Annotated in this window: 22 protein-coding genes, 1 pseudogene and 1 riboswitch; of the genes and pseudogenes, 5 read left to right on the forward strand and 18 right to left on the reverse strand. The window is 47.9% G+C overall.

Translation table 11 applies throughout. The annotated features are described in order from the left end of the window. A pseudogene (locus ACP5SG_RS05575) lies at positions 1-908 on the forward strand (ATP-binding cassette domain-containing protein); the annotation flags it as partial. Positions 909-930: 22 nt separating this feature from the next. On the opposite strand, the gene ACP5SG_RS05580 reads toward ACP5SG_RS05575, so the two are convergent. The 3 genes from ACP5SG_RS05580 to ACP5SG_RS05590 are packed head-to-tail and all read right to left on the reverse strand — an operon-like array spanning position 931 to position 3,517. Next, positions 931-1,662 carry a DUF190 domain-containing protein gene (locus ACP5SG_RS05580; RefSeq protein WP_237887733.1) on the reverse strand — a complete coding sequence of 244 codons (732 nt, stop codon included), beginning with the start codon at positions 1,660-1,662 and terminating at the stop codon, positions 931-933. Positions 1,663-1,670: 8 nt separating this feature from the next. Continuing rightward, a complete protein-coding gene (gene crcB / locus ACP5SG_RS05585; protein WP_237887731.1) occupies positions 1,671-2,042 on the reverse strand; it encodes a fluoride efflux transporter CrcB in 372 nt (123 codons plus the stop codon). A gap of 44 nt (positions 2,043-2,086) precedes the next feature. Beyond that, positions 2,087-3,517 (reverse strand): mannose-1-phosphate guanylyltransferase/mannose-6-phosphate isomerase, encoded by a 1,431-nt coding sequence (locus ACP5SG_RS05590; protein ID WP_237887729.1) that lies wholly within the window; start codon positions 3,515-3,517, stop codon positions 2,087-2,089. A gap of 203 nt (positions 3,518-3,720) precedes the next feature. On the opposite strand from ACP5SG_RS05590, the gene ACP5SG_RS05595 reads away from it, so the two are divergent. Then, entirely contained in the window at positions 3,721-4,254 is a 534-nt protein-coding gene (locus tag ACP5SG_RS05595; RefSeq protein WP_237887727.1) for a ferritin family protein, read from the forward strand. Between the two features lie 39 nt (positions 4,255-4,293). Here ACP5SG_RS05595 and ACP5SG_RS05600 read toward each other — a convergent pair whose 3' ends face one another. From ACP5SG_RS05600 to ftsE, 13 genes are all read right to left on the reverse strand, one after another. After that, on the reverse strand, positions 4,294-5,079 hold the full coding sequence (locus ACP5SG_RS05600; RefSeq protein ID WP_428122749.1) for a sirohydrochlorin cobaltochelatase: 786 nt from the start codon (positions 5,077-5,079) through the stop codon (positions 4,294-4,296). After that, positions 5,063-5,422, reverse strand: a complete 360-nt coding sequence (locus tag ACP5SG_RS05605; protein WP_424661298.1) for a DUF2149 domain-containing protein — start codon at positions 5,420-5,422, stop codon at positions 5,063-5,065. The genes ACP5SG_RS05600 and ACP5SG_RS05605 overlap by 17 nt, the downstream gene beginning before the upstream one ends. Then, the gene (locus ACP5SG_RS05610) at positions 5,412-6,023 is read right to left on the reverse strand and encodes a MotA/TolQ/ExbB proton channel family protein (protein WP_237887721.1); all 612 of its coding nucleotides are present in this window, start codon (positions 6,021-6,023) and stop codon (positions 5,412-5,414) included. Before ACP5SG_RS05610 ends, ACP5SG_RS05605 begins: the two co-directional genes overlap by 11 nt. Continuing rightward, positions 6,014-6,754, reverse strand: a complete 741-nt coding sequence (locus ACP5SG_RS05615) for a DUF2162 family putative transporter (RefSeq protein ID WP_237887719.1) — start codon at positions 6,752-6,754, stop codon at positions 6,014-6,016. The genes ACP5SG_RS05610 and ACP5SG_RS05615 overlap by 10 nt, the downstream gene beginning before the upstream one ends. Before the next feature lie 6 nt (positions 6,755-6,760). Next, positions 6,761-10,741, reverse strand: coding sequence for a cobaltochelatase subunit CobN (locus ACP5SG_RS05620; protein ID WP_424661297.1), 3,981 nt, complete (start codon positions 10,739-10,741; stop codon positions 6,761-6,763). Positions 10,742-10,893: 152 nt separating this feature from the next. After that, a riboswitch (cobalamin riboswitch) is annotated at positions 10,894-11,072 on the reverse strand. A 108-nt stretch (positions 11,073-11,180) separates the two neighbouring features. Further along, on the reverse strand, positions 11,181-11,576 hold the full coding sequence (locus ACP5SG_RS05625) for a YidH family protein (RefSeq protein ID WP_237887716.1): 396 nt from the start codon (positions 11,574-11,576) through the stop codon (positions 11,181-11,183). A gap of 20 nt (positions 11,577-11,596) precedes the next feature. Next, positions 11,597-13,585 (reverse strand): acetate--CoA ligase, encoded by a 1,989-nt coding sequence (gene acs, locus ACP5SG_RS05630; RefSeq protein ID WP_237887714.1) that lies wholly within the window; start codon positions 13,583-13,585, stop codon positions 11,597-11,599. Between the two features lie 122 nt (positions 13,586-13,707). Further along, positions 13,708-14,067, reverse strand: a complete 360-nt coding sequence (gene queF, locus ACP5SG_RS05635; protein WP_237887712.1) for a preQ(1) synthase — start codon at positions 14,065-14,067, stop codon at positions 13,708-13,710. Between the two features lie 42 nt (positions 14,068-14,109). Next, positions 14,110-15,111 carry a divergent polysaccharide deacetylase family protein gene (locus ACP5SG_RS05640; RefSeq protein WP_424661296.1) on the reverse strand — a complete coding sequence of 334 codons (1,002 nt, stop codon included), beginning with the start codon at positions 15,109-15,111 and terminating at the stop codon, positions 14,110-14,112. Positions 15,112-15,179: 68 nt separating this feature from the next. Continuing rightward, the gene (locus tag ACP5SG_RS05645) at positions 15,180-16,550 is read right to left on the reverse strand and encodes a S41 family peptidase (protein ID WP_237887708.1); all 1,371 of its coding nucleotides are present in this window, start codon (positions 16,548-16,550) and stop codon (positions 15,180-15,182) included. A 68-nt stretch (positions 16,551-16,618) separates the two neighbouring features. Further along, the gene (locus ACP5SG_RS05650; protein WP_428122761.1) at positions 16,619-17,797 is read right to left on the reverse strand and encodes a murein hydrolase activator EnvC family protein; all 1,179 of its coding nucleotides are present in this window, start codon (positions 17,795-17,797) and stop codon (positions 16,619-16,621) included. Beyond that, positions 17,797-18,681, reverse strand: a complete 885-nt coding sequence (locus tag ACP5SG_RS05655; protein WP_424661295.1) for a cell division protein FtsX — start codon at positions 18,679-18,681, stop codon at positions 17,797-17,799. The genes ACP5SG_RS05650 and ACP5SG_RS05655 overlap by 1 nt, the downstream gene beginning before the upstream one ends. After that, positions 18,678-19,352: a cell division ATP-binding protein FtsE gene (gene ftsE / locus ACP5SG_RS05660; protein ID WP_237887703.1), complete on the reverse strand. Its 675-nt coding sequence runs from the start codon at positions 19,350-19,352 to the stop codon at positions 18,678-18,680. The genes ACP5SG_RS05655 and ftsE overlap by 4 nt, the downstream gene beginning before the upstream one ends. Before the next feature lie 177 nt (positions 19,353-19,529). On the opposite strand from ftsE, the gene ACP5SG_RS05665 reads away from it, so the two are divergent. From ACP5SG_RS05665 to ACP5SG_RS05675, 3 genes are all read left to right on the forward strand, one after another. After that, positions 19,530-20,615 (forward strand): type IV pilus twitching motility protein PilT, encoded by a 1,086-nt coding sequence (locus tag ACP5SG_RS05665; RefSeq protein WP_237887701.1) that lies wholly within the window; start codon positions 19,530-19,532, stop codon positions 20,613-20,615. Next, on the forward strand, positions 20,616-21,788 hold the full coding sequence (locus ACP5SG_RS05670) for a type IV pilus twitching motility protein PilT (protein ID WP_237887700.1): 1,173 nt from the start codon (positions 20,616-20,618) through the stop codon (positions 21,786-21,788). A 293-nt stretch (positions 21,789-22,081) separates the two neighbouring features. After that, positions 22,082-22,441 carry a hypothetical protein gene (locus ACP5SG_RS05675; RefSeq protein WP_428122769.1) on the forward strand — a complete coding sequence of 120 codons (360 nt, stop codon included), beginning with the start codon at positions 22,082-22,084 and terminating at the stop codon, positions 22,439-22,441. Positions 22,442-22,739: 298 nt separating this feature from the next. Here the strand turns inward: ACP5SG_RS05675 and ACP5SG_RS05680 are convergent, their stop codons facing one another. Together ACP5SG_RS05680 and ACP5SG_RS05685 are read right to left on the reverse strand one after the other, a co-directional pair. Continuing rightward, on the reverse strand, positions 22,740-23,402 hold the full coding sequence (locus tag ACP5SG_RS05680; RefSeq protein WP_428122773.1) for a class I SAM-dependent methyltransferase: 663 nt from the start codon (positions 23,400-23,402) through the stop codon (positions 22,740-22,742). A 4-nt stretch (positions 23,403-23,406) separates the two neighbouring features. Further along, the coding region (locus ACP5SG_RS05685) for an Mrp/NBP35 family ATP-binding protein (RefSeq protein ID WP_428122776.1) at positions 23,407-24,458 on the reverse strand (1,052 nt) is incomplete at its 5' end.

Raw genomic sequence — 24,458 nt, forward strand, 5'->3', positions numbered from 1 at the left:
CGGTCATGGGATCCCATGGAAAGGTAACTATTCCTCGTGGCTTGAACAAAAAAGAGAGCGTCTCGCCATGGAGGAAAGGGTGGAAACAAAGCGACAAAAAACCCTTGAACGAGAACTTAAATGGATAAAAATGACCCCAAAGGCGCAACAGACCAAGGGCAAGGCGAGGATCAACTCATATGAGAAACTCCTTGGCCAGGAACATGAAAAGGCAAGGGAGGAAAGGGAAATATATATCCCAGCGGGGGCGCGGCTAGGCGCAATATAGTAATCAAATTCAATGATGTCTTAAAGGCCAAAAGTGACCGCCTGCTCATTAAAAATTTAAACTTTTCCGTGCCGCCGGGTGGGATCATTGGTGTCATCGGGCCAAATGGTACAGGGAAAAGCACCTTGTTTAAATTGATAGCAGGTATCGAGCAGCCAGACAGCGGTTCAGTAATCACCGGCCAGACGGTAAAGATGGCCTATGTGGATCAGGTGCGAGAGGGGTTAAATACAGAAAAAAGCGTCCGGGCATACTGTGCCAGTTTCAATTTTTTGAGACCCGATCGACAAAAAAGATAAGGGACCTCTCGGGCAGCGAACGAAATCGTGTCTATCTTGCAAAGATGTTGACCCTCGGAGCGAATGTAATCCTGCTCGATGAACCCACGAACGACCTTGATGTAAATACACTTCGGGCCCTGGAAGACGCCTTAAACGACTTTACGAGGAGTACCGTCATAGTCAGCCATGACCGATGGTTTCTTGACCGTGTTGCAACACACATCATGGCATTTGAAGGCGACGGGCAAGTGACTTGCTTCGAAGGCAACTCCTCCGACTATGAACTAGCCAGGGAAAAGAGGCTTGGTCTAGGAGCCGATACGCCGCAGAGGATGAGATATAGGGGGCTTGGGCGATAACTATATGGACTCGCAGATACACTTAGATCAGTTTGGTTTCTATGGCATCAGAATGTCTGTGAATATATTTTATTACATTTACATCTGATAGAACAACTAACCCTTCTTTTACTATATCATCAAGAATAGGTAATATTTTGTTTATATTCTCCTCTGAATCAATAACTGTGATTAAGATCGGCAACTCACCGGTAGTCGTCAGTGTTTTTTTCTTATGATATCGCTTGTGCGGTCCAAATCCGGCTATTGCCTTATAAATAGTTGCGCCTGCAATATCCATCATCATCATCCTTTTTACAATAACTTCATATAATGGTACGCCTTCCCATTTATCATCTTCATTTACAATTATTCTTAGCATCTTTGCCTTACCTTCTAGTTTCATATTCTTCCCCTTTTCATTTTTCTTCCCTTCATCCAATCTCTTGCGGCAACACTTAAAGACAGTCGTATCGCTTATTTCTACTAGACCTTTTTCTACTATTGTATAGACATCAGGCAAAATTTTGCTAATCATCTCTTCACTTTCAACCACCTCGATTTTAAGTGGCATAGTGGTTGATAATTCCAATATCTTTGATGTATGGAATACCCCGTCCGTTCCGTAGCCGGCCATGCCTCTAAATATACTTACACCAGCTATTTTATTCCTATAAAACAGATCCATCAAAACCTCATATATTGGCTTACCGCCGAACTTGTCTGTTTCATCCACATAAATAACAAGCTTCTTAGCTGGTCCCTTTATAAGCATGCCAACTCCTATATAGTCTTTGCAAGCATTTCGCCAAGCTTCAGCGCCACAAAACCAGTAATAACGCTTGATGTTACATTTAATATGGCAAAAAACCACTCGCCATCCTTCAAAAGATTGCTCGTTTCATACAGAAAGGTGGAAAAGGTCGTATAGGCGCCTACAAAACCAACCACTAGAAACAGCCTCCACTGCGGGCTGACCATAAACCTTTCGGTCAGGAGCTGCATAAGAAAGCCTATAAGAAAGCAGCCGCTTATGTTGATGAAAAATGTACCCAGCGGGAAACTCCTACCCCATCTCTGACCGATCCACATAGCCAAGACATAACGTACAACGGCTCCAAAAAAACCCCCTGCACCGACAAATAGATAGGCCATAATCAACACACTGTCACAATTAAGAGGCGTCTCTAAAAATAAGCTTAAGGCTGTTCCTGTCCCCTGCCATATTGGTCATCGAATCTCACAATATCATCTTCTTCAAGATATTCACCGGTTTGCACCTCTATCATCACCAGGTCGATCATACCCGGATTTATGAGCCTGTGACGGTTTCCGGCCGGGATATAGGTTGATTCATTCACCCTCACCAGTCTTTCATCCTTTCCATTTATCACCTTTGCGGTCCCTGAAACCACTATCCAGTGTTCACTCCTGTGGTGGTGCATTTGCAGCGAAAGCGCAGCCCCTGGTTTTACGACGATACGCTTTATCTTGAACCTGTCCCTCTCTTCAAGGACCGTATATGTCCCCCAAGGTCTATGGACCGTCCGGTGAAGGCGGTATGTCTCATGGTCTGCCTTTTTGAGCCGACCAACAACCTCTTTTACATCCTGAGTGCGCTCAATGTCTGCCACAAGGAGGGCGTCGGGGGTATCGATCAGCACCATGTCTTTAAGGCCTATCGCAGCGATAAGTCTATCGCTTTGAATGTAACAATTCTCGGTATCTATCAACACGGCATCCCCGTCCACGCGGTTTCCTGTCTCGTCCGGTTCGATCAGACCGCTCACGGCCTTCCATGAACCAATGTCGTTCCATCCAAAGTCGCCTGGCACCATGGCTATACGATCCGCCTTTTCCATCACGGCATAATCAATGGATATATCTGGCATCGAACTAAAACTCACGGCGTCGAGCTCAACTGGCTGCGCGTTCCAATCGGTCCTGTCCTTGCACTCAAAGCAAACGGCGTGCACGTCCGGGCTGTAACATTTAAGGGCATCAAGATATCGGGCTGCCTTAATGCAAAACATCCCGGAATTCCAGAAGAAAAACCCTGATGCAAGATAGTCTTCGGCATCCTTGAGCGTAGGCTTTTCTATAAAGCGCCTAACACAGAAGCCGTGTTCATCAAGCTGTGAACCCATTTCTATGTAACCGAAGCCAGGCTCGGGACGTGACGGTCTGATCCCAAAGGTCACAATATAGTCTTCCATGGCCAATTTATACGCCTTGTCAGCGGCAGCTGCAAAGGCCGCTTTGCCTTCAATAAGGTGGTCGGCCGGCATGATGAACATCACTGCGTCAGACCCCTCGGTCTCCATCAGTCTGACAGCAGCCATCGCAACGGCAGGGGCGGTATTCCTTCCGACAGGCTCAAGCAGATAATCAAAAACAAGGGTCGGATCAGGCCTGAGCGCGCCGTATTCATCGCGCGTTTTGAAATAATAGTTGCGATTGGTAATTGTCAGGACCTTTCTGACTCCATTAAGCCCGATCGCCCTCATCAGCGTCTTCTGAAGAAGACTCAGACCGTCTTTCAGCTTCATAAACGGTTTAGGATGCGCAAGCCTTGATACCGGCCAGAGCCTCGTCCCAGCTCCGCCGGACAATATCACTGGTGTGAGCATAACAAAATCCCCCACGACAGTTATTCTTAATCTCACAGACTCTACATGGCGTTACCGGATATTTCAATAAAATCCTGCGATCCTTTCAAACCCAAATATCCTGCTCTAGACATAACGATGCAAATTATTTTAGGTTTTAAAAACAGATAAACAAAACCATGGTCTCAAAATATAAACAGACCGGCAGGCAAAGGAGGATGGGTATGGCTCGAAAACATAACAGGGTAACGGACATGCTATGTGCCGCCATGCGGATGGAAGAAAAAGAACTGGAATTTTTCCGCAAGGCCGCCGACAACTGCCCTGACGGACCAGGGAAAGAGATATTCCTCGCCATCCTGGAAGATGAAACAGGGCATAAGAAGGAAATAGAGGAGATAAATAATTTTCTGGAATCCAACGGCGGATGGCCTGCCGCATGCAGGCTCTATGAACAGAAACAGATAGATGCTGAAAAGACGTTTGCAAAGGCGGCCAAGAAGTATGGCCCCTCCGTCAAAACAGCAACAGGCGTGACAGAGGCACTCCAGATCGGGATCGGACTCGAAAAGGCCGCCATGGACTTTTATGCAAAACGCCTAGACGAGGCCGACGGTCAGGCCGAGAAGGCCTTTCTCCAAAAAATGCTGAGCGAAGAAAGGGCCCATCACGGGATGCTCATTGATATGCAGTACTACTATCAAGATCCACAAGGTTACTTCATGGAAAAGGAAAAGAGCGGACTTGACGGTGCATGAGAAGACCGACCGTCTTGCCGCCAGTTATCAATCGAAAAGTTAAAGAACCACCTCAATGGCATCTTGTATATGCCCACAAAATACATCGGCCACCCCGGGCAATTCGCCGATACCATCGCAATGGACGACGGTCTCCAGCCCGACCTGTTCAAACATACATTTCCAGGAGCCGCCGCTTCCAGCCAAATCCTCTTGGAAATGCCGCCCAGCAACAAGGAGCAACGGCACAAGCCTAACTTTTAAAAAACCTGCCTCCATAACAGTCTTTAACGTGTCTTCCATGGTCGGCATACCATCTTCTATCACGCCGATAAAAAACCTCGGCCCGAAACGCCGCCTCAACACCCATAAAAACGCAAGATAACTCGACCATGCAGGGTGATCCGTGCCATGCCCGATCAGGACCGTCGCCTCAAGATCATAGGCGGGAAATGCACGACCGATGACGTCCGCCATGCGCCCATAATCCATCGGTGAGGAGAGAAGGGGCAGGCCTACCGATACACGTACAATATGGTTACTTACCTCATCAATCATACGATAAAACTCATGGCCGCATAGGAGATGAAGGGACTGTACCACCGCCCATGAATGGCCTTCAGCAGCCAGGTCATTCAAGACCTCAGACGGCGACTTTATCTCTCTGCCCTCTTTCCGCGCAGAATCTTTGACTACGCGGGAAGTATACGCCCAACGTATATCATGCCCAGGGAAATGCATCCTAACGACCTTATCCACGACAGCATAAGTCTTCATAGCCCGACTAGTGGTTCCAAAGGCGGTAAGCACGATCGGGATCTTTGATCTATCATTGTTCAGGCACATAGACAAGACTCCCGTCTTCAAGCCTGTACGCAGTGCCGAGACGCTCCCCCCTGCCCTCGGCCTTCTCTTTCTCGACCTTCATTGCAGTAACTTTTTTGCCTTTTTTAGTAATGATCTCAAGCCGGCCATCTTTTGACTGCTTCATGATAGTAAATTCTGCCTTTTCACTAAAGAGGTCCTGCATTCTGTAGACGGAGAAGAGAGTAAGAATGAGACTTGCTATGAATACTACGCTTAGATCAAAGAGATTTACAAGACCTGCGAGCGGATCATCGTCGCCGTCGCGCGGATCGTCTTTTACTGTCAATATCCTTTTGAAAAAACGCCTTCGTCTAAGATACATCTCTGACATCGCTCTCCATTAGTATCTCGGCCGTAAGTTCGATATTCTTTATATCTTCTTCCACCCATCTGCGCTTAACTGTGTAAAAGAAAAAGGCCATAAGCCCTATGGCAAGACCTACGATGGTTGTTGTAAAGGCCACGACAAGGTCCGCTGAAAGCCTGGTCATATCTCCCTGGCTCAAGGCGGAAAGGCCAGTACCCATCGGTATAAGGGTTCCAAGAAGCCCAAGTCCTGGACCAAGCCGTATGAGCAGGCGCAGATGATCAAGGGATTTCGAGAGTCTGATGGTGTAATCGTAAACCAGATTCTCAACGGAAAGCGATGAAAGTACACCGTTGCCTATTAAGTCTTCGAGCTTGGCGATAAAGCCCTTGACGCTGTGAGAAAGCATATCGAACCGGCCGCCATTCTTTATAATATCGGGCAAGGCCGATGGATCGCACCTTGTAAGCCTTGCCCTCTCAAGCCATTCTGCAAAAAAGGAACCCGAATATATACATATCCAGATCACGAGCATGGATAATATAAAGATAACTGGCAGAAAAAGGGTGGAGGAAATAATATAGAGAAATGATTTGAGGATTGCCTCTACGTCCAAGTCTTGATCCTCCTTATCTTCATGAGGGTCCAAAAAAATCCTGGGACAGCGGTCAAAAGAAACAAGATCAAGACGGTAGTAAGGCCACGACCTGTATTTTGTGCTGCATTTTGCATGGAAAGCCGATATATCCGCTCAATATCAGAAACCTGGGGGATTATCATGGCGGACAGGATAAAATAGCCTGAAATCGCCAGCATGGCCCCGCCTAAAAGCGACTCAGGCGAGCCCTTGAGGCCCTTTCGCGCCGAATGCATCACGAAAAACGTAAAGAGAACGACGGCCACAAAACTGCCGGTTGCAAGATAAAACGCCGTGCCCAAGGCCTCCGGAAATATACTCATCAAAAAGGCACTGGTCGAAAATATGACGATCATGCAGACAGGGCATGGCACAGAAAGGGTGAGCCAGCCAAGGCTGTATCGGCTGCCTTCTTTAAGGAGGACTACACCCCAAACGGCCGTAAATGCTGCCAGGACAAGATGGATAAGCATCCCGGCCCTCAAAAGACCGTTTATAAAATCGAGATGACGAACAAGATTAATCCGCCCCAAGACAAAAAACGAAAGCCCGAACAGCCCTACATATACGGCAATGAAGGTCAAGACGAGCAACGTCTTACCGAAAATGCCTTTTTTTTGGATTGCGGCGTAATACAACCCCGTCCCGCTCTTTAAGGCAAAGATCCCTATACTAAAGAGCAGGCCAAGAATAAGCGCCTTAAGCTCCATGATAAATCATCTCCTTTTTTGTCTGTATATCCCAAGGACTACGAGCACCACAATCCCCATGACGAAGACGGCCGCAGCCCACTGGACACCCGATGAAGAGACATCGGCCTTGTCCGCCCTTTCTTTCTTATCCCTTTGACCAAGCTCTTTCACCTTATACCCCTTGACATCAGCCTTTTTGGAGGCATTTTGGATGCTATGCGTACCTTTTATGCCCTCAGTTCCAACCCCTCCTTTATCGTTTCCTGTCGTCTCGCCGATCGTTGCCCTGGCCTTGACCCACGGATCGTATGAAGGCCTTTCATCTGACACCAGGATGGCCCTATTCCCCAGTCTAGTGAGGAGATCGATCCTCTGCTTGACCTGGGCATCGATGGTCTTCCCGGTCGCCTTTTGTATGGCGAGTTTGAACCGCTCAACGAGCTTCGGGGCCATGACACCTGGGATGGATATAATATTAACCACCATCTGATTTAAAAGGGGATTATTGCATGTATGATCACAGCACGCCACACCCTTGTTAATCACATCCAGTGCATATTCTTTTGAAAGCCTCATCAATGTCCTGTCGTCGGCCTTCCAATAGCCCTTTCTTGCCGCCTCAAGCATCCGCCCAGTAATAGACTGATATGCCCATGGATTTTCCCTTGAGAAGAATTCTTTAAGTCCCAACCTGTATTTATCTTCCACATATACTGAATAGACCTCGTCCCATTTGGCCCTGTCTATCATCTCAGGGGTAGTCACCTGCCACCCCCACATGTTATCCACAAACCTAGACATCTCACGCGCCCCGGCATAACCCTCCTTCTTCATACCTTCTATCCAGACAGGGTTCAGATACCTAGCCCTGAGCTCCGTACCTATAGCTAGGGAAAGGGGTTCCATTCGGCTGTTTCGAGGATCTTTCTGATCGGATATGAGGCTATCCGGCGCCTTCCCAGAGATCTTTTTTACGGCCATATTGAGTCCGCCAAGATACTGAAAGACGTCATCGTTGTCCATAAGGCCGTAGAGATTCGAAGAGCGCGACTGGACGGTGACGCTTACATCCTTGAGCTGTGAGCGGAACACAGCTTTTGCATCCTGCCCCCACATGTCTTTTGAATAACCGAATGAGACCATGTTCATAAACGCCTGAGCGATCTTTGAATCATCCTCCCAAAGACCACTTGCGCCGGTCATCTCGGCTACCTTTGTACCATATGCCCCAGGTCTTTCGGAAAATATACGAACTGTCGAGAGTTTATCGGCCTCGGCTCTGGTATAACCCGCCTTTATGAGGGTCTTTTTAAGCGCCTCGGTGTGATCCTTGATATAGTTCTCAACGTCTGTGAGTACAGCGGCTTCTTTCACCGCCTTGTCAAGAAGGAGCGCAACCGATGGGAAGGTATCCCTGTAAAGACCAGACATCTGCAAAAGCACATCAAGCCTCGGCCTGTTCAATTCTGTGGCCGAAATAGGCTCGACGCCCTTTACCTTGTCCCTACGATCCCATATGGGTCTCATGCCCATGAGATAGAGTGCGGTCGCCTCGTTCACCCCCTCGTTTCTCATAGTCTCGACGGCCCAGAGGACTATGGCTGTCTTTTCGGGATACCTGCCGCCGTGAGCCTTTCGATAACCATCAATAATCTCCTCCGCCGCCTTTTTCCCCTGGCCCCACGCCTCTTTCGACGGGACCTTTTCCGGATCAAAGCCATAGAAGTCCCTGCCTGTCGGTAGACTCTCGGGGTTCCGAACCGGATCCCCGCCGGGGGCCGGCGGGATAAAACCGCCGTTTAAGGCATTGACAAGCGCATCGAGTTCATCCCGACCCGATTCAGAAATGAGCCTAAGGTAGCGATCTTTTCCACCATTTGCACCTGATGAAACAGCTGCGGCCATCTCATCAAGCGCCTCACCTTTAGGGGATTCCCCAAAGGTATGGAGACCGTACGGTACAAGGCTGGTTTTTATCTCAATGAGATAGTCTTCAAGTCTCTTGACTGAGTCTTTATCTATTTTTTTTACCCCGAGGTCCTTACAGAGCCCGAGCGCTGTTGCAAGCTTACCTATGCGTGCAAGCCTTGCGGCCTTTATATCGTTCGAATCGGATGCCTCGTACTCACTTATGAGGGCTGCGAGCTTTGAATACTCGGCATAGAGACCGCCTTGCCTGAACGGCGGGACCGCATGGTCTATTATCACAGCCCGCCCCCTGCGCTTGGCCTGGATGCCTTCACCCACGTCATCAACTATATATGGATAGATATTTGGGATATCGCCTATCAGCACCTCCGGTGAGCAGCTGGCCGAGAGGCCGGCATTCTTCCCAGGCAGCCACTCATGTGTACCATGAGTGCCGAGGCTTATCATGGCATCAGGCCTCAAGACCTTTTGAAGCCAGAGATAAAAAGCCACGTATTGATGGTGCGGATAGACAATCGTGCTGTGATAGAGCTTGTCGGGATCATCGCTGAACCCCCTTACAGGCTGCGGCGCAATGGTCAGATTGCCCAGACGGATGCATGGGATGATAAACCGCCCGTCGCGGGTCATTATCTTTGAATCCTCAGGCCTCCCCCAATCCTTTTCGACCTTCTTTAAGAATCCCTGGTCAATTCCCTTTATCCACCTCTTATATTGCCTCATGTCGATCGCGACATAATCATTGCTGGCCATAAATCTGTCAAGCTCGCCTGGGGCCCACGAACCTATATTCCTCCCAACCTTTACAAGAAGGTCCTTGATCTCGTCCTCGCTTACATCCTTCGGGATCATATATCCTTCAGCTCTCAGACGGTTAACAATGACCTTGATGCTCCTCGCCACATTGAGGTAGCTTGCCCCTATATTCTGTTTGCCTTGGACATGGTTATAATAAATCAGGACGATTCTTTTATCCCTATTCGGTTTTTCTTTAAGCGCATGCCATCTTGCCACCCGCCTTGCAAGTATATCTATCTCATCCTTGATCGGGACATATATCGGACCCTCGTTGCTCATATCTTCTTTCGCCCCGACAACAGTAGGTTCTACAAGGCCAGAGAGCTCCGGCATGGAGAACTGCATGGTGATCTCGCTGGCGGCCATGCCCTGCGACGACTTCATCCATTCGTCCCTCGATGTGTAAAAAAGATATTGGGGATTGAAAACGGGGCAATTCGCCTTCTCAAGTACCTTCAAAAGTCTAGGGGAAAGGAGAGAGCTGAATCTGAATACAAAACTCGTGATGGAACCAAGGGCGTCATTTAAGGGCGGTTCAGAGATCAAACGGTCTATCTCGGATGGCCCGTCCTTTGGGGAATAGAGGAGTGTCAGCGTATTTATACCATTGGCCTCATATGCCCTTATAAGGGCGTCAAGCGGCCCTTTCCTTGAATCAACGGTAAAAGTTGGAAATACGACCACTAGTGACCAGAGACCTTTGTCATTGAAATGGCCTGTTTTTTTATACCAGTTCACATATTCGCCGACGTCAGCGAAAAAGGCATGGGCATCGGGGTGATAAAAACCCCCTTCGGGCGGCACGACCGGCGCTGGCGGAGAGACATGAACGCCTAAATCGGTCTTCGCAAGATATAGAATGAGCCCTCGGATATTTTCTTCACTCGTATAATCGAAGTATCTCCTGACCGTCTCGTCGAATATGACACCCTGACCTTTCAACTCCCTTGATCTGCCTGGCGAACGGACGGCATATATCTTAGCCATTGGATTTATTAAATTTTTATGCGAGGTCAACCAATCGGTAAGTCCCCCCTGCATAGCATCCAAGACAGCTACATCCATAGACGAAAGCACAGCCGAGGCCCTTGGGGCATCGAGATCCTTTTCAGTTAAGACCAAGACCTTAAGTCCAGGAAGATCAATGGACGATAACGCTTTCCGACAGGTATAGACGTCAGAATCCCCGACAAAAAAGACCATCAGCCCTTGGGCCAAGGCGGTTTTCGGGATAAAAAATGAAAAAATAGTTATGACAGTAAAAATCCAGCAATACATCAGACACCTTCTCTTAATAGAATAGAGCTCCAAATAAAGAACCGGATCAACACCTTAAGAAAACAGGTGCATGGATCCGGAATAGCCCTTTTATCCGCTTAAATCCTACAGCTACCGAACAGGACAGCAACCGCCCCACTCCTTGCCTCGAAAGGGCAGCTATCAAACAGGCAGGTCTTCTGACTTTCGGATCCATCTACCGGCCGCGCCTTCCCAGCCTAAGCCAGTGGCATTACTACGACCTTCGTCCCCGATCACAGCGGCGGGCCCGTCCCTGATTCTCACAGGGTTCCCCATTAAGCCTCGCGGCGCCTGTTGTCTTGTTTAATTTTAATATAAAACTCTATTTGCCCTCAGAAAGGTTGTCAAGCATATAAATCGCTCAAGAATCGACTGCGGCGGATTGTTTGGCTTTTGCACCTTCCATCCCGACAAACAATCAACCAAGCAGACGTATGAGATAGAATACGACAAACAAAGAAATCATCAAAAGTATGAGGGCCACCATGATATCAAGCAATATCGACGGTTTGAATGTATCTTGATCTATCTGGCGCTTGATCTGATAGTGCCTGACGACGGCAAATATACCCAGGAGCCCGCCTATGGCTATAGTGCCTGCCCCGAGATATAGGGGTATGTCAGACTGAAAGGTCGCAGCCTCAGGATGGGTCTCGGAAAGCAGTCTTGTCAGAAGGGAAAGCTTTGCCACCAGAAAACCAAAGGCCATGATGGCGATGGCAGTCCTTATCCAGGCGAGAAACGTCCTTTCATTTGCAAGATGTGTCCTTCTCGGCGCATTTGCATCATGGCCTTTGCCCATTACTTTGATCATGCCTCCGCAATATCAGCGTTTCAGCGTGTCTTAAACAGCTCTTCCTTGCCCTTTATAAGCCAGTCTATCACAGCTGGATCCGCCAAGGTAGAGGTATCTCCAAAGTCTCCTGTATCGCCTGCAGCAATCTTTCTGAGTATCCTGCGCATGATCTTGCCGCTCCTGGTCTTCGGCAACCCCTCCACAAACTGTATCACCTCAGGGTTTGCAATGGGTCCTATCTCCTTCCTGACATGGTCTTTCAATTCCTTTCTCAAGGCCTCTGTCCCTGCAATACCGGCCTTCAGGATTACATAGGCATATATTGCCTGCCCCTTTATCTCATGCGGCATCCCTACGACCGCCGCCTCGGCCACAGCAGGATGGGCCACAAGGGCCGACTCTATCTCCGCAGTGCCGAGCCTGTGACCCGAGACGTTGATTACGTCATCGATACGCCCCATGATCCAGAAATACCCATCTTCATCAAGGCGCGCGCCGTCGCCTGATTCATACATACCAGGAAAGTGGTCAAAATACTGGGTCTTAAAACGACCAGGGTCCCCATATACACCCCTCAACATCCCAGGCCACGGACGCTTTATGACAAGGTTGCCGCCTTCGTTTACATTGGCAGGTGTACCATCACCTCTTACAATCATGGCTTCAATACCTGGAAGAGGAAAGGTTGCGGAACCCGGCTTTAAAGGCGTTGCATAAGGGATAGGCGAGATGAGTATGCCGCCCGTCTCCGTCTGCCACCACGTATCTACGATTGGCATCCGGCCTTGCCCGACATTTTCATGATACCACATCCAGGCCTCAGGATTGATTGGTTCACCCACGGATCCGAGCAATCTCAAGCTGGAAAGGTCGTGTCGCTTGACCCACTTTACATCCTCTCGCATGAGCATACGTATGACAGTGGGCGCAGTATAAAATATATTGACCTTGAACTTTTCAACCACACGCCAAAAGCGGTCAGGTCTCGGCCAGCTCGGCATACCCTCAAACATAAGAGATGTACCGCCCAAAGCCAAGGGTCCGTAAAGGATGTACGAGTGACCTGTAATCCAGCCTACATCCGCGGTGCACCAATAGACATCGTCGTCTCTGAGATCGAAGACCCATTTGGTCGTACTGGCCACATAGGTAAGGTAACCTCCAGTAGTGTGAACAACCCCTTTCGGCCTACCAGTGCTGCCGCTGGTGTAGAGTATAAAGAACATGTCTTCTGAATCCATCGAAACCGGCTCACAGGAATCGGATATATCCTCGGCCCCTATCTCTTCATGCCACCATCTGTCGCGCCCGCTCTTCATCGTGACGTCGCAGCCAGTCCTTCTCACCACTAGGCAATGTCGCACAAATGGACAACATTGAAACTGGTCGAGCGCCTCATCCACGCGGTCTTTAAGCGGTATAATCCTGCCGTTCCTGAAAACACCGTCAGAGGTTATAACCACCTCGGCCTGACAATCCTTGACACGGCTCATGAAACTTGCAGCACTAAAGCCTGCAAAGACCACGCTATGCGCCGCACCGATACGCGCACACGCTAACATAGCTATTGCGGTCTCCGGGATCATCGGCATATATATCGCCACCCTGTCTCCCTTCTTGACCCCCATCTTTTTTAACACATTGGCAAAACGGCACACCTCGCGGTGGAGCATCTGGTATGTATAGACCTTGACATCATCTTCGGGTTCACCTTGCCAGATAATCGCAGCTTTGTTGCGTCTGCCGTCAATGAGATGGCGATCCAAACAATTATAAGAGACATTCAGCTTACCGCCCAAAAACCACTTAATCTCGGGTTTGAAAAAATCATATTCAAGTACCTTATCCCATTTCTTGTCCCAGCGGACGAATTCCTCTGCCTTTTGCGCCCAAAATCCCTCGAGATCCTCCATTGAATATCTGTAAATTGCCTCATAATCCTTAAAACTGTTGATCCAGGCATCCTGTCTTTGATGTCTGAAGATCCTCTTTTCATGCATCAAGCTCTCTATGTCTTTCTCAGCCATGAATTACTCCAATTAAATATTTTTTGTTAGACCACAAAAATATCCAGTCCTCCAGCTATTCGACAAGCCAGACCGCCTGCATCGATTTTTATCGGCAACATGGCCAACCGCATGAGGCATATCTATGTCTCAATCCTTACAACGGTATGGACGTTGCCCCTTGGATGAAAATCGGCTTCCAGTTTTAAAAAACGCGGTTTTAAAAGATCAAGGAGGTCCGAAAAGATTGCATTCGCCGCCTCCTCATGGGAGATATACCTGTCCCTGAAACTGTTGAGATAGAGCTTCAGGGACTTGAGCTCCACTATGAAATCATTCGGTATGTATTGTATTTTGATGGTCGCAAAGTCAGGGTAGCCCGAACGCGGACAAAGGCAGGTGAATTCCGGAAAACTTATCTCAATTATATAATCCCGCTCAGGGCATGGATTAGGCCACGGCTCAAGTGTCGCCTCCATCACCGCCTTTTCGCCGTATTTCATGGAAGTCCTTTAAATCAAAATAGTCATTGCAACCGCAATAGATCAATCAGTACGTACAAGGGCATGTATCGGCGCCAATTTCACTTCCTTTTTCAGCATCGGTAGCTCCTCGCAGAGCACCTTTTTTGTATTGGGAAGCGGGTGCCCTATTACGATAACGCCTCTGCCATGTTTTGCAAGCCGCACAGCCTTGTTAAGTTCCATTTTTATGAGTAAAGGGTCTTGATTATGGTCAAGAAAAACCGATCTAGCCGCGGATGGCACGCCCATCTCGCGGGCCACAGAATAGGCTACTGACTTATTGTTCGTCTTACTGTCCACAAAAAAAAGACCACGCCTTTTTATCTCCGGCATAATGACCTCCATAGCCTGTCTATCGGCGGTGAATCTGGAACCCATGTGATTATTGACCCCTATCGCCTCAGGTACAGCATCCAGGTCTTTTTTGAGCATCATGAGCATGACGTCAGGCGACATGTCGACCTTGATCGCCCCTGGTCCAGGATCTATATGTGGGTCCAATGGTTCGAGCGGAAGGTGGACGAGAACATCCCTTCCCATTTGAGAGGCCTTTTTGGCCAGCCTTGCCGTATGCGGTGCCAACGGCAGAAAGGCGAACGAAATGGGGGCATCGAGCGACAAAAGGGCATCGTCTATAGCTAGATTATAACCCATATCGTCAATCAGAATAGCGATCTCGGGCCTTTCCTTTTGAGGCAAAGGGTGCCGGGCCTCTCTTCCTCTTGTCTTGGCAGGCGGCCCAGGCTTCGCAGGCGGGATTGCAGGCTGGCTTGGCCGAACCTGAGGCGGCTTCGTCTGAATAGAGGATGGCGGCACGATTATACCTGGTTCTTCAAGCAGGGGATGGAGCGGCTGCTGGCCTTGATGTTGCGGACCCTTTACCTCCGGTGCCGGAAGCAAATATATAAAGACCACCAACGCCGCTATTATTGCAATTACCGCCAGTATAAAGACCACACTCATGGAGTGCCAAAGCCGATTCTTGGTCGGCCTCTTAGATGGCCTTGGCTTTGTTCCGGTCATACCCGCTTGCCTGACGCCCTAAAGGAAATGGTGTCGACTCGAAGAATGGCTTGAAGATCCAAAGGCTCTCAGTTGGCGGCTGCGGCCGTAACGGTCTTTCCTGAAAGCTGAGTAAACAAAGACCACGCCTTTAATATCCTGAGGGCTTCTTCGACCTGATTATCCAGCGGTTTGTGGTCTAACGAAATGTTACCCTTTTGCTGTTCGTCGATCTGACGCCTCTCTTTTTTGGTCTTGGACGTCTTATCGTCTTCACTTGGCAAATGGCCGTCAAGGTCCCGCTCCTTAAGGAAATGCGTGGGTTCGCCGTTTTCTTCAGCCTTTGTCTGAGGTATATAGGGCACTACTATATCAGGCGTTATCCCCTTTGCCTGGATGGATCTCCCATTCGGTGTATAATATCTCGCTGTTGTCAGCCTGACCGCCGAACCGTCTTCCAGGGGAATAATGGTCTGCACGGAGCCCTTTCCAAAGGTCTGCGTGCCCATAATTATAGCCCTCTTGTGGTCCTGAAGCGCGCCAGCCACTATCTCTGAGGCGCTGGCTGTCCCCTCGTTGACCAACACCACAATGGGGTACTTTCTGACATGTTTTTTAGGACGGGCATCGAATCTCATCTTCTGATCGGGCATCCTGCCATCCGTATAAACAATAAGGCCTTTGTTTATAAACTCGTTGGAAATACTCACCGCCTGATCCAGAAGACCACCTGGATCATTCCGCAGGTCAAGAACCAGGCCCTTGAGCCCGCCGCTCTTGCCCTCTAACTCTGACAAGGCCTTTTCAAAATCAGAGGTCGTATTGGTCTGAAAATTACTGATTCTTATATACCCGTAACCATCTTCAAGCATCCTTGAATGCACGCTTTTGATAGGGATTACGTCTCTCGTGATGGTAAAATCCTTAGGCTGCGTCCATCCATCGCGGAAGACCGTGATCGTGACCTTGGTGCCTCTTTCGCCCCTCAAGAGCTTTACAGCCTCCATCAGCGTCATATCTTTGGTGCTCTTATTGCCTATCTTTATTATCTTGTCGTTCGCCTTCAGCCCTGCCTTGTCAGCTGGCGTGCCTTCTATGGGCGAAACAACCGTAATTATGCCGTCTTTCATGCTTATCTCTATACCAATTCCGGAGAATACGCCCTTGGTCTCCACTTGAAGCTCTTTATATTCATCTGGTGTGAGAAAAGAGGAATGGGGATCAAGCGATGTAAGCATGCCCTGAATGGCGCCATATATAAGTTTTTGTGGATTGACTTCCTCCACATAGTTACGTTGGACAAGATCAAAGACTGTGGCAAAGAGCTTTAATTGCTCATAGGTCCCACCTTCCTTGGCTGCAGACAGATAATGGGCTTGATAGATGCCGGCGGCTATAAAAAACAGGGAAAAGGCGGCTATAACCGCCCACTTGCGAATGGCTCTTGGAGACCTAAACATCTTTTATATACCTCGATTGAATTACAAACATTAAAGCACTATTTAAAAAGATAGGCAATAAGCAATGATCAGTTTTTGACATTCAACCATTTCAATGGATTTATTTGGACCCTACCATGTCTCAATTCAAAATATATCCCCTCAGACACCAAGGGCCCGCCGTCTACAACCCCTATGACATCCCCTTCCATAACCCTATCACCAACGGATCTGAAAAACCTCCCCTGGGCCGTGAGACTGTAATAACCACCGCCGTGATCTATTATCAGCACATTTCCATATCCCGGCAATTCATTACAATATACCACCCTTCCATCAAAGACAGCCCTTATTTCCGCACCTAAAGGTGCCTGAATGATAATGCCGGGCATCTTTCTCTGACCGCCGTTCCTGTCGCTCATTATGATGCGCCCATCCACAGGCAGTGGCAATTCGCCCCTCTGTGCTGCGAATGAGTAATTCTTCGCATCCTTTCCTTCTCCAATCCCCACTCTCCTTCCTGAAGCCGAACCCATTTGACCAGGTCCGGCGGCAATATCCTGAAGGGATTGTGCCGCTTTTTTAATGTCCCGCAAAAGCGCCTTGTGGCCTTCCATCTGTTTTTCAATCTGTGCAAGATAGGCCTGTCTCTCCTTCCTTTGAGTCTCAAGCAACAACGTCTGTGCCTCTATATCCTTTGCCGTCTTGACAAGAAGCCCTTCCTCATCTTCCATATCTTTTTTTGTCTGATAAAGCCTCTTTAACCGCAACAAATATGCATCCCTTATTTTGCGATCATGATCCAGTATCAATTTTATATAGTTTTCATAGGAGATCATCTCAGGTATCGTCGATGCAGAGAATAATATATTGAGCATGCCTATTGCGCCAACCTTACTGATCGCCCTCAACCTAGTTTCTATATGCCTGCTGATATCCTGAAAGGCCATATATTGTCTTTCATAGTCGTTTTTAATGTCCAAAAGCCTCAACTCCATCTCGGTCCTCTTCTTTTTGAGGCTATCGATCAATGTCCACTGTCTAACAATCTTTTCATCAAATCTGCGCAGCTCATCAAGAATGGATTGTCTTTTAAGTTCTAGCTCGCTGACTTTTTTCGCCTGGCCAGCAAACTCTTTTTGCACCAACGCCAAGTTGCCAGAAGGCTTGGAAACGGCATTCCCGTTTCGATCACTTGCCTCACAACCTGCCTCAGTAACCACAAAAAAAGCCAGGCTTAAAAGGACAAGCGCTAAAAGGCGCATCATCACAGACTAAGAGGCCCCCTCATAACAAAGGCCGTCCATATAGTACAGACGAAACCGCTAAATATAATAATCAATGCGACATGCAGCCAGGGCAAAAAGCAAAACCCTACCCCCATCAAGAACGCGGATCCGGTAACGAGACCTTTCAGGTAAAGATAGCAGAAAAATACGATGCATACTGCCAAAGACGCCCCCAGAAGGCCTTGTATAAGGGCCTGGATAAGGAACGGGCCCTGGATAAACCCGCGGGTCGCCCCAACCAACCTGAGTATCTCTATCTCCTCCCGTCTTTCATAAAATACAAGCCTTATAGTACTCGATACCACAAAGGCCGCAGCCAATAAGAGAAAAATCGCACTTATCCATACGACCACCTTTGCCGTCTTCAAAAAGGCCTTGAGTTTTTCCATCCATTTTTTGCCGTATTTGACCTCTGATATGCCTGGCCACTTCTCGATCTGCGCCGCAAGGGACTGCATATTTTCAGGGGCTCGAAACCCCTTCTTCATCTGCAATTCAAAAGAAGGGGGAAGGAAGCCAGGATCAACCCCTTCCAAGACATCCTTTTCGTCCTTCAGAAACGCCACAAGCCTTCTCATGGCCTCTTCTCTGGAAACATATTTCACAGATTCAACCTCGGGCAACCTTAAAAAACGTTGATATATATCCGGAATCTGCGCCGCTACAACATCCTGTTTTAAGAAGACCACAAGGCCCAACTCGGTCCCGAACCGCTCGACAAAATGCTCGAGATTAAAATAAATGAAATAAAAAAAGGTGAAGATCAGGACAGATAGGGTGACCACCGCAGCGGTCATTAAGTGGATAACGATGCGTCTTTTGAGGTCGAAAAACGCCCTCTTAAAGGCTATGCCTAGATTCATGGTGTCAATTTCCCATCAACCAATCTCAGGATCCTTTTATAACCGTGTTCATAAAGGCGTTCGTTGTGGGTCGCACATATTACTGTCGCACCCTCTGCGTTTAACTCCTCTAGTATTGACATAACCTCTTTGGCCCTCGATCTATCAAGATTTCCGGTCGGCTCATCAGCCAATATTATCTGAGGACGATTCGCAACCGCCCGTGCTATCGCGACCCTTTGCTGTTCACCGCCCGAGAGCTGCAGTGGAAAGCGATCCATCTTATTGCCGAGCCCAAGCCTTTCGAGGATCTGTCTCACGCGCCGCTCAAGCTGTTCACGCGTAAGTCCGATCACCTCGAGGCTCAATGCTACATTTTCAAATACTGTACGCCGCTCAAGCAACTTAAAGTCTTGAAATATCACCCCTATCTTTCTCCTAATAAAAGGGAGCTGCGAAGGGGTAACCGTGGAGAGGGCGATGCCGTCTATGTATATCTCACCTGAAGAAGGCCTGTCTGCGCAACACAGGAGGCGCAGAAGGGTGGTCTTGCCCGAACCGCTCTGGCCTGTGACGAAGAGAAACTCGCCTTTGTCCACATCTAAATTTATATCATAAAGAGCTACAATGTCAGGAGGATATCTCTTCAAAACCCCTTCCATGCGTATAATTGAAATCTTATGATTTGTCATGAGTGGTCTTTTTATTTATATTTTGTTTTAATCACCAGGTTTAAGCTAATTTTTGGTATATCCGATAAATTTTAATGTTACAATCTAATTTGAAAAGCAGCCCAATGGCATTTACGCCCTCATTACTTATCGATCCAATCGAAACGGCACTCAAATTCCAGGGAGGAAAGGTCTTCAATGGCAAAGATCGACGCTTTTTTTAAACTTATGAACGAACAAGGGGCATCGGACCTACATCTGACGTCAAATTCTCCACCCATACTACGCATAAGGGGAGATCTTCAGAGGGTCAAGTACAAGGTACTGGAAAACGACGAGCTAAAGGCCATGCTATATGAAATAACGCCTGAAAACAAGATAAAGGCCTTTGAAGAGACCGGAGATATAGACTTCGGCTACGAGATCCCAGGATTTGCCAGATACAGGGTGAATTTTTTCATGCAGAAATACGGTGTAGGGGCTGTATTTAGAGAAATCCCAAACCGAGTACTATCGGCAGAGCAGCTTGGGCTTGCCCCTGTAATCACTAAGCTGGCCATGCTGCCAAGGGGCCTTGTGCTAGTCACAGGCCCTACAGGCAGCGGCAAGTCCACAACGCTTGCCGCAATGATCGACTATGCAAACCAACACCGCAAGGATCATATAATCACCATAGAAGACCCTATCGAGTTTGTGCACGAAAACAAGGGCTGTCTTATCAACCATAGGGAGGTGGGCACCCATACCAAGTCGTTCCATGCCGCCTTACGAGGGGCGCTCCGTGAGGATCCTGACATCATCCTGGTGGGTGAGATGAGGGACCTTGAAACCATTTCACTCGCTATAGAGGCGGCCATGACCGGCCACCTCGTAATGGCCACTCTCCATACCATAAGCGCCGCAAAGACAGTTGACAGGGTGATAGAGATATTCCCTGCACACCAACAACCGCAGATAAGGGCCACGCTTGCCGATGCCTTAAGGGCAGTCATATCGCAGACCATGTTTAAAAGAATTGATATAAAGGGCAGGTGCGTTGCCTTTGAAATACTCATTGCAACCCCTGCGGTGAGGAATCTCATCCGTGAAGGCAAGACATACCAGTTGCCGTCTTTAATGCAGACCGGCAAGAAATATGGGATGCAAACCCTCGATGATGCCATTATGGAACTCCTCCAGGCAGGGAAGATCGATCCGGATGAGGCGTACAACAAATGCGTTGACAAGGCGAGATTTAAACCCTTTGCAAAGAGCGCCCCATTGGATTTTACAGAGGTGGCATAGATGAGACGGATAGAGCTGGACATCGTTCTAAACGAACTCCTTGCGGCCCATCCACGGATATCAGACCTCAATTTTACCGTAGGAAAGCCATGTCAGGTAGCGGCGGATGGGCAGCTTCACGCAGCTAACTTCCCCTTGGCCGGCGGAAAATTAACGCCTTTCCACACCGAAACGATAGCGCTTTCCCTTCTTGGCAACAACAGGCGCCTCATCACGGATCTGCTTAGGCATGGTTCATGCGATCTGTCTTATCATATCAAAGAAGGTCCGCGCTTCCGAGTCAACATATTTTCTCAAAAGGGTTTCTTGAGTATAGTGATGCGTCTCCTGGCCAACAAGGTCCCGACCATAGACGAATTAGGTCTGCCGCAATGCTTCAAACTGATGGCAAGGGAAAAAAACGGGATCATCCTCTTTACAGGTGCCACTGGCGCAGGAAAGACTACGTCTTTAGCCACAATATTGAATGAGATAAATGAAAACTTCCCTCTGCATGTAATCACGCTTGAAGACCCGATCGAATATCTGCATCAACAGAAAAGGGCCACATTTAATCAAAGGGAGCTTGGGACAGACTTTGATACGTATGCAAACGGCCTGAGAGCGGCGCTACGTCAGGCGCCCCATGTCATACTTGTAGGAGAGATGCGCGACAGAGAGACCGCTGAGATAGCGTTCAACGCCGCTGAAACAGGACACTTGGTCTTTTCGACCCTCCATACAATAAGCGCAGGCCATACAATAAACAGGATACTCGGCATGTTCGACACAGAAGAAGAACGCCAAATACGCTCTCGCCTTGCTGATTCCTTAAAATGGGTTGTAGGCCAGAGACTTCTTCCGAAAATCAATGGCGGGCGCGTTGCCATATTCGAAATCATGCAAAACAATGTAAGGGTCAAAGACTCTATCATAAACGGTGAATCAGAAGGAAAGACTTTTTATGAAATCATCGAGGCTGGGAAAAGCTATCATATGCAAACATTCGACCAACATATCATCAAACTTTTCTCAGAAGGTATAATAGATGAAGATACTGCAATAACATATGCAACCAGCAAATCAGCTGTAAGGATAGGAATAGACCATATAAAAAACACCAAAGGTGAAAAAACATCAGATATCGAAGAATTAAAGATCGATATGGATTGGGATATACAAAGAAAAAGATAATAATGATGAAAATTACATGCAGTGGATGTGGACAACATTATTATATCGACGACAATAAATTATTTAAAAAAGGATGTTTTTATTTAAAATGCCCAAAATGTAAAAGTACAATAACAATTAATCAAAGTGCAATAAAAAGAGAGGAAGAAGTCAAAATGACTACAAATTTTTCTATAAAAGAAATAGAAGATATAATACAAGATCATGAGATATTCCCACCAGAAATAAAAACGGCTCTCGTATATTCAAAAAACGAATTACTCAAAACAAATATAAAAGAACAATTATCAACTATGAATTATGAAACAAGATATATAGAAAACTATAAAGATTTAATAAAAAAACTTAAATACAATACATACCACCTCATATTTCTGCATCAACAAGACCCTGCCTTTACGGAAGATATTAATGCGTTTTTGGATTATATAAATTTCATGCCGCCTGATACAAGAAGACAGTCGATTGTGGTAGTTATCATGCCGAACGCCTATAGCCGCAATCCACTGACGGCCTTTTCGCTCGGTGCCGACTTCATAATACAGCCAGCAGATCTCTTAAACCTTGCCAAGATCATACAGGACGAAATAACCTCGAAAGAAAAAAAATATAGAGTTTTTTTGGACTGCAAGGCCAATGCGGCGAGGAACTAGGCCTCGGCATATTGAACTGTTTGAGCATCTCAGACTGTTTGATTTCCTGCTATGCTATATCGATCTTCCCATTACCTAACCTCATGATGGCGTTGAATCTCTTCGTTTAATAAAAATTTTATCTGTCCCTGAACCCCCACACCCTTTTGCCACCCGTCTCCTGGAGGCCAGTCATGGCATCCGCATGCCCGAACCATTCAAGACAAAATATATCCCCAATTACATATATACACGTATCGGATATAGACCTGGACTTCCGATCCCCATGCATATTATGCAATATGGCCTTGATCTTCCTTCAAGCATTATCATTAATAAAAACCAGCACATGGAATCCTCCCTCCTTGATTACACCGTTTTTCGGGGCCTCCGAGATATATTCTCTTGCATTCGGAGGCTGAAATAGTGTCGACACTGCACTTTTCAACAAAAGCCCTTCTTTCATCGCCAACAATATCAACCCTTCTGAATTGAAAAACCGTGCATGTCTATAGACCTTGTGCCCTTCTTCCTTTTTTTTCTGATAAAATACGCCCCATGGAGATTCGCCAGGTATAAGGCCCACTATAACCAGTCCACCCTTTTTAACGACCCTTGCAGCCTCGCGGAGTGCCATAATATGATCATCCACAAAACACAGAGACGTGATAAAGAAGACGCTGTCGAACGTGCGCGATTTAAACGGAACGGCCTCGGCGCGCGCCTGAACAACAAAGATATTGCGTGACCTTGAAATCTTGAGGGGTTCAATGGCAGGGTCTATGCCGAATCCGATCGAGAGGGCGTGAGCGAACCTCCCTGAGCCGACACCTATCTCTATGGAAACGCCAGGACCAAGACCAACGGTTGAAGTGGCCAATTTTAATGCGTTTAATTCATTTAAAAAAATGGCGTTATCTTCATACCACAGGTCATATTCCCTGGCTATTTCATTAAATATGTTCAGCCCGTTATCTGCCACCGTTTTAACGCCCGCATCTGAACTCAGAGATCACCTGTTCTGCAATGCCGGCAAATGCAAGGGCAACCTCGCCTCCTGCATCCAGTGTCACGGGCCGCCCTTCGTCTCCGCCCTTTCGTATGGCCGGGTCGATAGGTATCTTGCCAAGGAGAGGTACCTTAAAGGCCTTGGCAAGTCTCTCCCCGCCACCGCTTCCAAAAATGTCGACCATCTCCCCTGCCTCGCCTGGCAGGCGGAAAAATGACATATTCTCCACTATACCAAGTACCCTGATATCCTTACTCCTGAAAAGACCTATCGCCCTGCGAACGTCTTCAAGCGCCACTTTTTGAGGGGTCGTCACCATAATAACGCCGTTTAAAGGAATTGTATTCGCTACCGTAATCGCGGCGTCCCCTGTACCTGGCGGCAAATCTATAAGAAGATAGTCAAGATCGCCCCACATGACATGACCAAGAAACTCCTTTATAGCCTTATTCACAAGCGGCCCGCGCCAGATGATAGGTGCCCCGGCCCCTGCAAGGGAGCCAGCAGACATCATCTTGACGCCGTATTTCTCGAGAGGCAGGAGCATCCCACCCATACCAACTGGATGCTCATCAATGCCTAGCATAATCGGGATGTCAGGGCCGTGCATGTCTGCATCGAGGATGCCCACCCTGGCCCCAAAATTCTTAAGTGCTATAGCTAGATTGACCGTTACAGTGGTCTTTCCAACCCCACCCTTGCCGCTCCCTATGGCTATAATGTATTTTATGCCCTTCATTCCATCCATCTCAGATGGCGCCTCCCCCATAAGCCTTGCCCGCTCCTCAGACGTCATCGTCCCCAAGACCACCTCAACATGACTTACACCCTTTATGGCTCGCACCGCATCTTCGACATCCGCTCTGATCTTATTCTTAAGGGGGCAGCCTGCCATGGTCAGGGCAACGGTCACCTTAACGGCATCGCCAGCTATCTCTATCTCATGTATCATCCCCAGATCCACCAGACTTTTATGGAGTTCAGGGTCATCAACCCCCTTTAAGGCCTCCAAAACCGCTTCTTTTGTAA

The organism is Dissulfurimicrobium sp. (genome assembly GCF_049968175.1).
In the GTDB taxonomy this organism is placed as follows: domain Bacteria; phylum Desulfobacterota; class Dissulfuribacteria; order Dissulfuribacterales; family Sh68; genus Dissulfurimicrobium; species Dissulfurimicrobium hydrothermale.

Excerpts from the sequence above, each read along its gene's own strand:
- crcB (WP_237887731.1), bottom strand. The coding sequence starts at position 2,042 with ATGGCCTATCTATTTGTCGGTGCAGGGGGTTTTTTTGGAGCCGTTGTA.
- ACP5SG_RS05625 (WP_237887716.1), bottom strand. The coding sequence starts at position 11,576 with ATGATCAAAGTAATGGGCAAAGGCCATGATGCAAATGCGCCGAGAAGG.
- ACP5SG_RS05580 (WP_237887733.1), bottom strand. The coding sequence starts at position 1,662 with ATGCTTATAAAGGGACCAGCTAAGAAGCTTGTTATTTATGTGGATGAA.
- ACP5SG_RS05590 (WP_237887729.1), bottom strand. The coding sequence starts at position 3,517 with ATGCTCACACCAGTGATATTGTCCGGCGGAGCTGGGACGAGGCTCTGG.
- ACP5SG_RS05665 (WP_237887701.1), top strand. The coding sequence starts at position 19,530 with ATGGCAAAGATCGACGCTTTTTTTAAACTTATGAACGAACAAGGGGCA.
- ACP5SG_RS05675 (WP_428122769.1), top strand. The coding sequence starts at position 22,082 with ATGAATTATGAAACAAGATATATAGAAAACTATAAAGATTTAATAAAA.
- acs (WP_237887714.1), bottom strand. The coding sequence starts at position 13,585 with ATGGCTGAGAAAGACATAGAGAGCTTGATGCATGAAAAGAGGATCTTC.
- ACP5SG_RS05615 (WP_237887719.1), bottom strand. The coding sequence starts at position 6,754 with ATGGAGCTTAAGGCGCTTATTCTTGGCCTGCTCTTTAGTATAGGGATC.
- ACP5SG_RS05620 (WP_424661297.1), bottom strand. The coding sequence starts at position 10,741 with ATGTATTGCTGGATTTTTACTGTCATAACTATTTTTTCATTTTTTATC.
- ACP5SG_RS05595 (WP_237887727.1), top strand. The coding sequence starts at position 3,721 with ATGGCTCGAAAACATAACAGGGTAACGGACATGCTATGTGCCGCCATG.
- ACP5SG_RS05655 (WP_424661295.1), bottom strand. The coding sequence starts at position 18,681 with ATGAATCTAGGCATAGCCTTTAAGAGGGCGTTTTTCGACCTCAAAAGA.
- ftsE (WP_237887703.1), bottom strand. The coding sequence starts at position 19,352 with ATGACAAATCATAAGATTTCAATTATACGCATGGAAGGGGTTTTGAAG.
- ACP5SG_RS05645 (WP_237887708.1), bottom strand. The coding sequence starts at position 16,550 with ATGTTTAGGTCTCCAAGAGCCATTCGCAAGTGGGCGGTTATAGCCGCC.
- ACP5SG_RS05600 (WP_428122749.1), bottom strand. The coding sequence starts at position 5,079 with ATGTGCCTGAACAATGATAGATCAAAGATCCCGATCGTGCTTACCGCC.
- ACP5SG_RS05670 (WP_237887700.1), top strand. The coding sequence starts at position 20,616 with ATGAGACGGATAGAGCTGGACATCGTTCTAAACGAACTCCTTGCGGCC.
- ACP5SG_RS05605 (WP_424661298.1), bottom strand. The coding sequence starts at position 5,422 with ATGTATCTTAGACGAAGGCGTTTTTTCAAAAGGATATTGACAGTAAAA.
- ACP5SG_RS05640 (WP_424661296.1), bottom strand. The coding sequence starts at position 15,111 with ATGACCGGAACAAAGCCAAGGCCATCTAAGAGGCCGACCAAGAATCGG.
- ACP5SG_RS05650 (WP_428122761.1), bottom strand. The coding sequence starts at position 17,797 with ATGATGCGCCTTTTAGCGCTTGTCCTTTTAAGCCTGGCTTTTTTTGTG.
- queF (WP_237887712.1), bottom strand. The coding sequence starts at position 14,067 with ATGAAATACGGCGAAAAGGCGGTGATGGAGGCGACACTTGAGCCGTGG.